Here is a 12,054-nt window from a genome sequence, read left to right as displayed (position 1 = left end):
TCGATTCATCCTGGTGAGGAGAGTGAATCATGTATCATTTTTTTCAGTATAATTGGCAAGTTCGAGATGAATGGTTAGACTGGTGTGAACAAATACCACCAGAAGAGCTTTTAAAAGTCCGCACAGGGGGCGTAGGAAATATACTTCACACACTAGTACATATTATTGATGTGGAATATAGCTGGATTTCTGCTATTCAAGGGAAACAGGATATCGAGATTGACTTTAATACATTTACTGACATAGAAACGGTCCGGGAATTATCAAATCATTATCGTAAGGAAATTAATAATTTTCTTCTAAATGATAAAGTTAGCTCTGATAAATTAGTTTCAGCATCCTGGATTGATGGTGAATTCATGAAACAAGAAATACTCCAGCATATCATCGCTCATGAAATTCATCATATTGGTCAGTTATCTATCTGGGCGAGGGAATTGGATCTAAAACCTGTCTCGGCTAATGTAATATTTAGAGGATTGTTTTAGGGGGATTAGAATGCACATGCAAACAAGTGATGGTGTTTCTTTGTTCCTAGAAAAAGAGGGGAATGGAATACCGTGTATTTACCTTCACGGTGGACCAGGATACTGGAGCAAATCATTTCAAGATACTGCAGGTAATCTACTCGCAGAGAAACTAGAAATGATTTATTTGGATCAAAGAGGGTGTGGACGTTCCGAAGTTTCTCCTAATGGTGATTATTCCCTTGATAGGTTGTTGCTAGATTTGGAAGAGGTTCGACATCATTATGGTTTTGAGCAATGGTATGTAATGGGACATTCATTCGGTGGAATACTTGCAATTCATTATGCCGAGCATTTTCCAGAACGGGTTAAAGGAATAATTTTATTTAATGTGACATTAGATATGAGAGAATCATTTGGGTATCAAATTAGGAAAGGCAAAGAGTTATTAGGATTAGATTCTTTTGACATTCCCCGTGATGACATCCCAAACCTTTTGAGTACTTTTTATGAAACAGTACAGTTGCTTTTGGAAAAGGACTTATTTCACAAGCTGCAATTTCAATCAATACCAGATAAGGAGACTATGGATAGGATTGATACAGATATTCAGACTAAACCTGATTTTCAACAGTATGTTTTTTCATCTGAAGAATATTTTCAAGACTTTAGAGAATTTACTGTTGCCGTTGCAGCTCCGGCATTAGTATTGTCCGGGAAATACGATTATGCGATAGGACCTATACATCACGAAAGCTTCCATTTTCCCAATGCTGTTTATAAGGTATTGGAAAGTGGACATCATCCCTATGTGGAGAATCCTATTGCGTTTAAAAATACGATAGTTGAATTTATGGATTCCTAATCAAAAAAAGAAGATTTGCTCCACATAAGAGTCAAATCTTCTTTTTATAAACTATTGCATCTGAACTTTATGGAGATTTGCAAAGATACCATTTCTTCTTAGTAATTCTTCATGGTTTCCTTCTTCTTCAATTCCCTTTTTCGTCACCACCATAATTCGATCCGCATTACGAATAGTTGCAAGTCGGTGAGCAATGATGATTGTTGTCCGGTCTTTCGCTAGCTCATTTAAGGCTTGTTGAATAATCATTTCCGTTTCTGTATCAAGCGCTGATGTTGCTTCATCTAGAATTAAGATTGGTGGATTTTTCAAGAACATCCTGGCAATCGCAATACGCTGCTTCTGACCACCGGAAAGCTTAAGTCCTCGTTCTCCAACTTGTGTTTCATAGCCATCTGGTAATTCATTAATAAAATCTTCCATATGAGCTCTTCTTGCAGCTTCACGAATTTCCTCTTCTGTGGCATCTAATTTTCCATAGGCGATATTTTCACGAAGGGTACCAGTGAATAGGAAAACATCCTGCTGTACAATTCCAATATGCTCCCGTAAGGATCGTTTCGTCATGTCTCGAATATCAATGCCATCAATGGTAATTTGTCCACTATCTACATCATAAAAACGTGGTATCAAGGATGATATCGTTGTTTTTCCTGCCCCAGATGGGCCAACAAAGGCAACTGTTTCACCAGCATTAATATTAAAACTCATTGCTTTAACGACTGGTCCTTGCGTTTTTTCATAACCAAACGTTACTTTATGGAAGGAAACAAATCCTTGTAAATCTTTTACGGCCTGTGCATTTTTTCTGTCTTGTACATCTGGCACTGTATCTAGAATTTCTGTAAAACGTTTGAACCCAGCCATTCCTTTTGGATACAGTTCTAATAATGCACTGATTTTATTGATTGGATTAAAAAGCACGTTCGTAAATAGGATAAAACTTACTAGCTCTCCATAGGTCATCCGATCATTAAAGGTTAACCATGCACCATAGACTAAAACAATTAAGACAATAAGGCGCATCATCATATAAATATTGGAATGAACAAACGCCATTACTTTATAAGCTCCAATTTTTGCTTTTCTAAAGTTATAGTTATCCTTTGTAAAACGTTCCATTTCATAATCTTCATTTGTAAAGGACTGTACTACACGAACACCCGATACAGAATCTTCTACCCGGCCATTAACTTCCGCAATTTCTTCATACATGGATTTCCATGCTTTATTCATTTTGATATTACTATACGTAATAAGAAAAATTAGGATCGGTACGATAATTAAAATAATCACGGATAGGTGGAAATTGATATTGAACATTAATGCAAAAGCACCAACAAATGTCATGAAAGCTATAAACATATCCTCTGGTCCATGGTGGGCAAATTCCCCAATATCAAATAAGTCATTTGTTATTCTACTCATGATGTGCCCAGTTTTTGTATTATCAAAAAATCGAAAGGACTGTCTTTGTGTATGTTGAAAGAGATCTTGACGCATGTCTGTCTCAATATTTACTCCTAATTTATGCCCCCAGTATGTAACGACATATTGCATAAAGGTACTAAGCAAATACACAGCTAAAAGTAAAACACTGACAAGAACAATTAAGCTCCAATTTTCACTTGGGAGTAACTGGTCAATAAACTCCTGTACCGCAATTGGAAAAGCCAACTCTAAAATAGCTACAAATACTGCACAGGTAAAATCAATAATAAAAAGCCTTTTATGAGGCTTGTAGTAAGAGAAAAAACGCCTTAACATGAATTGCACTTCCTTCTGTCATCAATAAACGCCACAAAAACAGCGTTTCTCAAATTTGTCCCTTTTTATACTATACATTTTTGTTTGAAAGAATGAAAATATTACGTCTAATATTCCAAATAATTTATTAATCAATTTCCGATTGCTTGTCAAGATTGTCCTATTTCCCGCATACATATTAGGGAACATACTTAGATGGCAGGAGGAGATTATCATTAAACTGAACATGAATATGGCAACTTGGCTTTGCTATGCTGTTGGATATGTTTTTATAACATCTGGTGTATTGAAATTACTCTTAACGGATTCAATGGGTTTTAGGTCACACTTTCATGAACTTGAGGTGCCGTTTGCAGAGTCCACTCTTTTTCTTGTAGCAATTATTGAAATAGGTTGCGGTGCACTAATTGCCTCTGGAATGTATGTTAAAAAGGCCACAATCCCCTTATTGGTAATTATGGCTGGTGCCCTTTATTTTTCAAAGCTTCCAATTCTTATAACGGAAGGATTTCTAGTTTTTGCCTTCCAAGCCCGCCTAGATATCGTAGTCATCATACTTCTTCTTTTATTATTCAAACATGTGCCGGGGAAAAAGTTTTAAATCATTTTCAGATATTAACAGATTATCAACTTGTTTATTAATAGTTATCCACATTTTTATCCACATATGCACAAATGTTCGTAGCTATTTTGTGTTTTCGATTTAATTCGACACAAAATGTAGATGGCAGATGAATTTATATACACAAATTGTGAGTAACTTTTCGCGAATGGGGATAAGTTGTGGGTCTTTCTGCATTCCTACTATTTTCTTAGCTGTGAATAAAAAAAACTGCACCCTATGGGGGTCATTATCAACCACCCATCCGTGCAGTTTTTCTCTTTATCGTTGAACACCCAACACGATGGTTGTCGTTCTTTTTTCACCATCACGATAATACGTAATTTCTACTTCATCACCAATATCTTTTTCCTGATACAAGATTTTCCTTAAATCGATCATATTCATAATCTGCTCATCATCTAGATGAGTAATGACATCCAGTCGGTCGAGTCCAGCCTTATCTGCCGGAGATAACGGCTCTACACTCCAAACATATACGCCACCCTCTATATCCTTGGGTAAGTTCAAGGTTTCATCCCACTCTAAACGAGGTACTTCTTCTAGCGAATAAATTTCCACTCCTATATAAGGGCGTTTGACCTGTCCCGTTTTTTCTAATTCATCAATGATTGGCCAAGCTGAATCAACCGGGATTGAGAATCCAATACCCTCAACCGCTTCCTGATTTATTTTCATGGAGTTAATACCAATAAGCTGTGCATCCATATTGATTAATGCACCACCACTATTCCCTGGATTAATCGCAGCATCCGTCTGGATAACTTCCGCCTGCCAATCAGCCCTTCCATCCATATTGAAGTCCTGTGGTATGGTACGCTGGGTACCACTAATTATACCTTGTGTTACAGAACCGGAAAACATGTGGCCTAATGGATTACCAATTGCGATAACTGGCTCGCCCACCTTGATATTATCAGAACTACCCATCTCTATGGTTTGATTTATTTTATCCCCGTCAACTCTTAGCACTGCTAAGTCAGAAAATAAATCTGTTCCGAGTAACCTTGCCTCAAGTACAGTATCATCACTTAACAACACCTCAATTTCGTCTGCCCCTTCAATAACATGATGGTTCGTGACAATATAAGCATAACGATTATCCTTTTTATAAATAACGCCAGACCCTGTCCCGGCTTCACTATCCTGCTGTTGCTCTAAAAAGTCTGCATGATGCACAATGTTCGTAATCCCAACTACAGTGGGCGATACAACCTCCACAATTTCTGTTATACGGGTTGATAGATTGAGCGAAACTACCTGTTGTGTAATTACATCATTAGAGTTATTCCCGGCAGACCCCGTTTTCACTTGTTCATTCATTTCTAAGAATCTCGGAACCGCAATAGATACGATTAAAGCACCAATCACAATACCCAATACTAACGGAATCCAACTGTTTCCTTTCTTTCGATGAGGATTAGGGGGGTAATTTTGATTATAATAGCCCATATGTAAGAATCTCCTTTTTACTATGTAGGATTATTATGTTCTTTTTCGATTTGATTAAACATTTGAGCTGGGATAGTGTTTTTAAAATATTTTTGCAATTGTTTATCATATATAATAGAGTGTTAATAGAATTACAAAATTTATAAGAAAGGATGGAAACAAGAATTATGGAATACAAGGAAAGAAAGAAGCCTTTAGAATTAGAAGTGATAGAGATATTGGATGCAAGAATGCAGTTGTCAGAAAAGGACCAGCAACATCATTATAATTTGAAGAAAGGGTATGAAGGTGAACTTGCATTTGATGAGTTAACTAGGAACTTAAGTTGTGATTGTTTAGTGTTAAACGACTTATTACTCCAGGTCGGCAGCACCACTTTCCAAATCGACACCCTCCTAATCGCCGACATGCTATACCTTTTCGAAGTTAAAAATCACGAGGGAGACTTCTTTTACAACAACGACCGAATATATACCAAAGCAAATTACGAAATCACAAACCCCGTCAACCAAATAAGCCGATCCGAATCCCTTCTAAGGCAATTACTCCAAACCCTCAGTGTTACCACACAAATTAACTCCTCAGTAGTATTCATTAACCCAGCATTCACCCTATACCAAGCCCCACTTGATAAACCATTCATCCTCCCAACACAAGTCAACCGCTACTTTAAACAACTCGATACTCTCAACTTTCGAATTACGAAAAAGCATAAAGCATTTGCTGATAGGTTAATCTCTATGCATTTGACCGAGTCGCCTTTTAAGAGGTTGCCGGAGTATAGTTATGGGGAGTTGAGAAAGGGTGTGATTTGTCGGGGGTGTGGGGCGTTTAGAGTGAAGGTTGAGGGGCACAAATGTCTATGCATTAAATGTGGCTACAAAGAATCTGTTGAAGATACCATAATGCAAGCAGTAAAAGAAATTCTATTACTCTTCCCAAATGAAAAGATAACTACCAATTTAATATATGACTGGTGCAAAATAGTACCTTCCAAAGTGAGGGTTAGAAGAATTTTAGAGAGAAAATTAACACATGTCAGTAATAATAGGTGGTCTTACTTTAAATAAATACTGCTGAACTGTCCATGAGTGAGGATATCAGGCACTTTTTAACTTAAATCTTTTGCTAAAAGCACATGAGGGTTGAGCTCATGTGCTTTTTATCCTCATTCTCTTATCAAATGTTCATGTGAACAACGCTCATGCACTTTTTATCCTCATTCTCTTATCAAATGTTCATGTGAACAACGCTCATGCACTTTTTATCCTCATTCTCTTATCAAATGTTCATGTGAACAGCGCTCTTGCACTTTTTATCCTCATTCTCTTATCAAATGTTCATGTGAACAGCGCTCTTGCACTTTTTACCCTCATTCTCTTATCAAATGTTCATGTGAACAGCGCTCATGTACTTTTTACCCTCATTCTCTTATCAAATGTTCATGTGAACAGCGCTCATGCACTTTTTACCCTAAATCTTTTACTATAATGTTCATGAGAACAGCGCTCATGCACTTTTTACCCTCATTCTCTTATCAAATGTTCATGTGAACAACGCTCATGTACTTTTTACCCTAACTCTATTATCAAATGTTCATGTGAACAGCGCTCATGCACTTTTTACCCTAAATCTATTATCAAATGTTCATGTGAACAATGCTCATGTACTTTTTGCCCTAAATCTTTTACCATAATGTTTATGTGAACAGCGCCCATGCACTTTTTACCCTAAATCTTTTACCATAATGTTCATGTGAACAGCGCTCATGCACTTTTTATCCTCATTCTCTTATCAAATGTTCATGTGAATAGCGCTCATGCACTTTTTACCCTAAATCTTTTACCATAATGTTCATGTGAACAACGCTCATATACTTTTTACCCTATATTCCTCCACAATTGTTTTATGAAACGCCAGCCAAACAACCCCAAAACCACAAAACCACAAAAAAAGAGCGCACTCAGTCGCTCCAATCTCAAACCCACATTTCAACACACAATCCCTACCCAACTTCATACATCCCAGTCGGCATTAATGGATCTGTATCATGCAGCTCCATTTCAATCCCTCTTTCGCGAAGGATGTTGTCTACGGACATGCGTGCTAGGTCTTTCATATTATTATCTTTACTTAGATGTGCTAAGTAAATTCGCTTTGTATTGTTATCAATTACATCTGTTAAAGCCAAACCACAATCCTCGTTGGAGACGTGGCCGGAGTCGCCTAAGATGCGGCGTTTAACGCTCCAGGGGTATCGGCCCATGCGGAGCATGCCGACGTCGTGGTTCGATTCAAAGATGTAGGCATCTGCACCTTCAATTGTTTTCTTGATTCGCTCGGATACATAACCCAAATCAGTTACTAAGGCAACTTTCTTGCCGCCACTACGGAATACGTAAAACATTGGCTCAGCAGCGTCATGCGATACTCCGAAGGACTCCACGTCAATATCACCAAAAGCTCTAACTTCTTCCATGTTAAAGACAAACTTCTGATCCAGTGATAATTTACCGATGGATCCTTCCATTGCCTTCCATGTTTTTTGATTTGCATAGATTGGTAGATTATATTTACGAGCGATGATGCCAAGTCCTTTGATATGGTCACTATGCTCGTGGGTTACTAATATCCCGGATAAATCTGCGGGGGAAACTTGGACTTCATCAAAGAGCTTGTCCATTTGTTTTCCACTAAGTCCAGCATCTACCAGTAGTTTCTCTTTATTCGATTCAATATAAAAAGCATTTCCCGTACTCCCGGATGCTAGGACACTAAAACGTAACGTCATGCTGATTCACTCCGATTTAATCGTTAGCTTGCTAGTAAGAATATCTAGCATGCTTTTTTTAAATTCTTCTTTGTCTTTGATTGATTTTGTGTTCTCAATGCTTAATTCTAATACATCCTCAATAAAGTTATCGTTTATTGAAACTACATATTGATCGACGGCGTTAACATATCGGTCACGTCTATCCTTAATACTTATTTTCCAAGTTGGAGCTAGAACCTGACGTCCACTATCTAACGGAAACGTAGAATAATACCCAATTTCTATATCTGTTATCTCATCATTTGGATAGAGTAGGTTATTACTATGAAGTTTCATGATTGCATCAAGTGGTTTCATTAAACTTCTTTCCTCTTTTGCTCTTTCTGGAGCCCCAAGATATGATTGTGTATAAGCTACCATTTCATTGTTTTCATTTAGGTAGACAAGAATTAATCCGTTCTGGTTATAGTAAATGGGTCTGCCTTCTTTTGTCTGGAAAAAAACTAGAGTATTTCGATCTTTATCCCAATACTCAAAAGTGTACTCATTACCTAAGTATACACTAGAGAACACTAATTGTTCTATAGACTCATCGGTAGCATTTTCTGGAATTGCTACTGCCTCTTTCAATAGTGAAATGATAAGGCTATTTTTGACTACTTCAACATCCTGGTTTTCCATTGATTTAATGAGCTTCATTTCTTCTTCTTTAAAGGTTTTTTGTTGAATGGTTACAAATTCCTCATTTGATAAAGGCTTCGGTAATTCAACCTTAATCGAAATATTTTCCGATTCTAAGGTCTGCCCGTCTTGCTCCTGTCTCTCTACGGTAAATCCCAAATCCTCATTCTCTTTTTGTGATAAGACTAAAGATAACAAGTAAATGTCAAGAAGTAAGAAGCAGAGGATAAATAATGTTTTTATTTGACCCCATTGCATCCTCAGCTCACTCCTTTACTTGGTTTTATTTCAACATTAATTTGTTCCCACTTTCCATTGGTCTTGATATACCATGAAGGGGTTAGTGATAACCTTATATATTGATCTGTCGTTTCCTCATAACCTAAACGGTAACCAACTTGGATATCTTTAATTTCGTTTAATTTATATATGGAATTTTCCTTTAAATAATTAATAATTTCCTTGCCAGATGGTAAAGTATAACTATCTGAATAGGTATTATTAATCGTAAATAATGGTTGCCGATGTTGCTGAAGCTCATTATTCATCCCTGAATCACTATTTATCCATATCTGCTCAATAGTTGATAAACCATCATGATTAAATACCGGATAACCACGGTAAAACATCTGATAACGGATAAAATTGTCCATTGTATTTATACTTTCCAAATGATAATCCTGTACCCACCCTTTATATCCGTTGATATTGTCGATACTTTGATCTAATAAATCTAGGAATGTCATTGGATTATAACTAAATGATTCATGCGGATTAATATATTCCATATTGAGCTTATTTTCAAAAACCTTCATCAATCGTTGACTATCTTGATACCATATATCCATGTCTTCCGATACATTTGTAAACACTCTCGAAGGGTCTATAAACAGGGCATTCTTTAAAATATTAGGATCCAGCTTGGAACTAGTAGCAACATTAAATGTATAACTTGGTGTTATTGGATTTATAGGAAGATATGTTGGAAACTCTTCTTCCACTATTACACCATATTCTTCTAAACCCTCTTTAATTTCCATATAATTAAATAGTAGCTCGTACTTTTGTGCATTATTGACGTCTGCTTTTATCTGTACTTCTCCATCTGTTGATAAGAAAATAAATGTTAACGTATGGTCATTATTAAATGTGATATATGTTCGTTGAAATGATAAATTATCGGGTAAACTTCTAGTAACATTTTCAATATCATTTACCGTAAATAAACTCGGTATAATGGCCATTGGTAATTCTATGGGGTAAATGATTTCTACCTGTGATCCTTCATTTGGACGCCCATTTGCATCACTTACTCGGAAATTATAGAGAACCCAAGACTTCATATCCTCATATAAGTCCTCCATATTAATGGGATTCATAAAGCCATAATAATTACCACCATCATCAAAAATAATTTTACTGGGCTGTACCAATGTTCTTCTCGATTCAACTTCTCCTCCAAGATTAATTTCCTCTTCATTAAGAGCATCATCTTCTTCTAACGGCGCATCTTCAGATTGGTAACTCCATAGGCTAAATGACAATATTAAACTAATGCCCACTAAAATGGCTAACGTATACGATTTGATAACTTCAAGTTTCATTAGTTAATCCTCCGCTTCTTACCCATCAGCGGGAGAGTGAATAATATCGTGGTACCTTTACCTTCTGAGCTTTTCGCCCAAATTTTCCCGTGGTGTGCTTCTACTAATTCTTTCGATATTGCTAGCCCAAGTCCCGTTCCCCCTAGCTTTCTATTACGTGCCTTATCAACTCGGTAGAAACGCTCAAAGATTTTTTCCAATTTATCATACGCAATACCCATACCTTGGTCTGTAATTGAAACAAGCATTTGATGTCTTTGTTTTACTACGCGACAAATAATTTTTCCACCCTCAGGAGAGTACTTAATGGCGTTGGAAATAATATTATCGATGACCTGTATAAGCCTATCCTTATCAATATAAACAAAAAGCTTTTCATTTGGTAATTCACGTACAAACTCAATATGCTCTGGAATATTCATTTCAAATCGATCAATTATATGATGAAATAGACCCACAAACTCCGAACGTTCTTTTTGTAGCTGATGTTCTTTATTGTCTATTTTAGAAAGCTGTAGTAAGTCATTTACCATCCGAATCATACGCTCTGTTTCATTTTGGGTAACTTCAAGAAATCTTGGAGCAATGGCTTCGTTTTTCCATTCACCATCTATTAGTGCCTCAATATAACTTTTCATGGTAGTTAATGGTGTTCTTAGTTCGTGTGATACATTAGAAACAAACTCTCGGCGTTCTTGTTCTATTTTTTCTTGTTCAGTAACATCACTGATAACCGTAATAAACCCGGTGATATCATCATCTTCATCCGTAACCGTAGAAAAGTTTGCACGAATTAAGAAGATTTCATCGTCATCACTAAAATCAATAATCATAGAGCCACTCTCTTGTAGTTCAGATAGATCCACTACTTTTTCGTCAAGCTTTAACACATCAATAATAAGTTCCCCGATACCTTCCTCTGGGTCCATTCCGAGAAGAATACCTGCTGCTTCATTCATTAGTGTCACTGCACCAGTATTATCCGTAGCAATAACCCCATCAGACATATTTGCCAGAACAGAGTTTAATTTTCTCGTTTCTTCTTCTGTTTTGGCATGGGAATACTTTAACTGATCATTCAAATCATTAAATGCAATGGCTAATTGACCGATTTCGTCTGTACCATAGACATTAACCTTTTGCGTAAAGTCTCCCTTTCCCATAATCTGAGCTTGTCTTCGCATTTCCATAATTGGCTTAGTAATAGCACGTGCTACTAATATCCCTAGAATGGCTGAGACTATTATTGCTATAAGAGAACCGTTTAAGAAAAGTTGGTTAATTTCCTTTAATTGGTCATAAATATGCTGGTATAGTGCTTCCACATAGATTACACCAACAACATTTTCTTCATCATCAACTACTGGAGTTGCTTGAATCCAAACATGATTATTATCTTGGTCAATCACTTGATCAAATTGTTCATTACCAGATATCAACACTTTTTGGACATTATCTAATGTTGTCTTCTTCCCTACTCTATATTGCTCATCATAATTATTCACCGCTTCTACGCGGCTCTGATTATTAACTACCAAGAGCCTCCATGTACTATCGGTATCTATATCCCGTACAATCGCCTGTAGATCGTGCTGAAGTGTCGTTTCCGAATCCTCTGTTCGTTCCTGATTAAAAGCAATTTCCACGTAGTGACTTAACCCATCAATTCTTCCATCTATTGATTTCTTAAAGTTATTTGTAAGTTCCGTTTCAAGAGAGGAAGTAAAATACGATCCAATAATCTGAATAGCTACCAACAATAATAAAATATAAATAAGAATAAATTTTAATTGAACTGAACGGAAAAAACCGACTTTATGCAT

General features: G+C 36.6%; 10 protein-coding genes. 4 read left to right on the top strand and 6 right to left on the bottom strand.

Annotation, left to right across the window (positions count from 1 at the left end; genetic code table 11):
• Nucleotides 1-29 precede the first annotated feature (29 nt).
• Complete coding sequence (locus TY11_RS14735) at nucleotides 30-488, top strand: DinB family protein (protein WP_042147756.1); 459 nt, start codon at nucleotides 30-32, stop codon at nucleotides 486-488.
• Between the two features lie 10 nt (nucleotides 489-498).
• Nucleotides 499-1,332: an alpha/beta fold hydrolase gene (locus TY11_RS14730; protein WP_042147752.1), complete on the top strand. Its 834-nt coding sequence runs from the start codon at nucleotides 499-501 to the stop codon at nucleotides 1,330-1,332.
• A 51-nt stretch (nucleotides 1,333-1,383) separates the two neighbouring features.
• On the opposite strand, the gene TY11_RS14725 is transcribed toward TY11_RS14730, so the two are convergent.
• The gene (locus TY11_RS14725; protein WP_042147749.1) at nucleotides 1,384-3,099 is read right to left on the bottom strand and encodes an ABC transporter ATP-binding protein; all 1,716 of its coding nucleotides are present in this window, start codon (nucleotides 3,097-3,099) and stop codon (nucleotides 1,384-1,386) included.
• Between the two features lie 232 nt (nucleotides 3,100-3,331).
• Here TY11_RS14725 and TY11_RS14720 point away from each other — a divergent pair, with 232 nt between their 5' ends.
• Nucleotides 3,332-3,700, top strand: coding sequence for a DoxX family protein (locus tag TY11_RS14720; protein ID WP_369797415.1), 369 nt, complete (start codon nucleotides 3,332-3,334; stop codon nucleotides 3,698-3,700).
• Between the two features lie 282 nt (nucleotides 3,701-3,982).
• Here the strand turns inward: TY11_RS14720 and TY11_RS14715 are convergent, their stop codons facing one another.
• A complete protein-coding gene (locus tag TY11_RS14715) occupies nucleotides 3,983-5,173 on the bottom strand; it encodes a S1C family serine protease (protein WP_042147743.1) in 1,191 nt (396 codons plus the stop codon).
• A gap of 167 nt (nucleotides 5,174-5,340) precedes the next feature.
• Between TY11_RS14715 and TY11_RS14710 the strand changes: the two genes are divergently transcribed.
• Entirely contained in the window at nucleotides 5,341-6,243 is a 903-nt protein-coding gene (locus TY11_RS14710; protein WP_042147740.1) for a nuclease-related domain-containing protein, read from the top strand.
• 935 nt (nucleotides 6,244-7,178) lie between these two features.
• Here the strand turns inward: TY11_RS14710 and TY11_RS14705 are convergent.
• The 4 genes from TY11_RS14705 to walK are packed head-to-tail and all read right to left on the bottom strand — an operon-like array spanning nucleotide 7,179 to nucleotide 12,054.
• A complete protein-coding gene (locus TY11_RS14705) occupies nucleotides 7,179-7,964 on the bottom strand; it encodes an MBL fold metallo-hydrolase (RefSeq protein ID WP_042147737.1) in 786 nt (261 codons plus the stop codon).
• A 6-nt stretch (nucleotides 7,965-7,970) separates the two neighbouring features.
• The gene (locus TY11_RS14700) at nucleotides 7,971-8,885 is read right to left on the bottom strand and encodes a two-component system regulatory protein YycI (RefSeq protein WP_042147734.1); all 915 of its coding nucleotides are present in this window, start codon (nucleotides 8,883-8,885) and stop codon (nucleotides 7,971-7,973) included.
• Between the two features lie 2 nt (nucleotides 8,886-8,887).
• Complete coding sequence (locus tag TY11_RS14695; RefSeq protein WP_042147731.1) at nucleotides 8,888-10,231, bottom strand: YycH family regulatory protein; 1,344 nt, start codon at nucleotides 10,229-10,231, stop codon at nucleotides 8,888-8,890.
• Nucleotides 10,231-12,054, bottom strand: a complete 1,824-nt coding sequence (walK, locus tag TY11_RS14690) for a cell wall metabolism sensor histidine kinase WalK (protein WP_042147728.1) — start codon at nucleotides 12,052-12,054, stop codon at nucleotides 10,231-10,233. The genes TY11_RS14695 and walK overlap by 1 nt, the downstream gene beginning before the upstream one ends.

Origin of the sequence: Paucisalibacillus algeriensis (genome assembly GCF_000577245.1) — a bacterium.
Classification (GTDB): domain Bacteria; phylum Bacillota; class Bacilli; order Bacillales; family Amphibacillaceae; genus Ornithinibacillus.
The sequence above is the reverse complement of the archived record's forward strand: the minus strand, read 5'-3'. Positions and strand labels throughout refer to the sequence as shown.

Coding starts and splice junctions, on each gene's coding strand:
- TY11_RS14735 (WP_042147756.1), top strand. CDS start 30: ATGTATCATTTTTTTCAGTATAATTGGCAAGTTCGAGATGAATGGTTA.
- TY11_RS14730 (WP_042147752.1), top strand. CDS start 499: ATGCACATGCAAACAAGTGATGGTGTTTCTTTGTTCCTAGAAAAAGAG.
- TY11_RS14725 (WP_042147749.1), bottom strand. CDS start 3,099: ATGTTAAGGCGTTTTTTCTCTTACTACAAGCCTCATAAAAGGCTTTTT.
- TY11_RS14720 (WP_369797415.1), top strand. CDS start 3,332: ATGGCAACTTGGCTTTGCTATGCTGTTGGATATGTTTTTATAACATCT.
- TY11_RS14715 (WP_042147743.1), bottom strand. CDS start 5,173: ATGGGCTATTATAATCAAAATTACCCCCCTAATCCTCATCGAAAGAAA.
- TY11_RS14710 (WP_042147740.1), top strand. CDS start 5,341: ATGGAATACAAGGAAAGAAAGAAGCCTTTAGAATTAGAAGTGATAGAG.
- TY11_RS14705 (WP_042147737.1), bottom strand. CDS start 7,964: ATGACGTTACGTTTTAGTGTCCTAGCATCCGGGAGTACGGGAAATGCT.
- TY11_RS14700 (WP_042147734.1), bottom strand. CDS start 8,885: ATGCAATGGGGTCAAATAAAAACATTATTTATCCTCTGCTTCTTACTT.
- TY11_RS14695 (WP_042147731.1), bottom strand. CDS start 10,231: ATGAAACTTGAAGTTATCAAATCGTATACGTTAGCCATTTTAGTGGGC.
- walK (WP_042147728.1), bottom strand. CDS start 12,054: ATGCATAAAGTCGGTTTTTTCCGTTCAGTTCAATTAAAATTTATTCTT.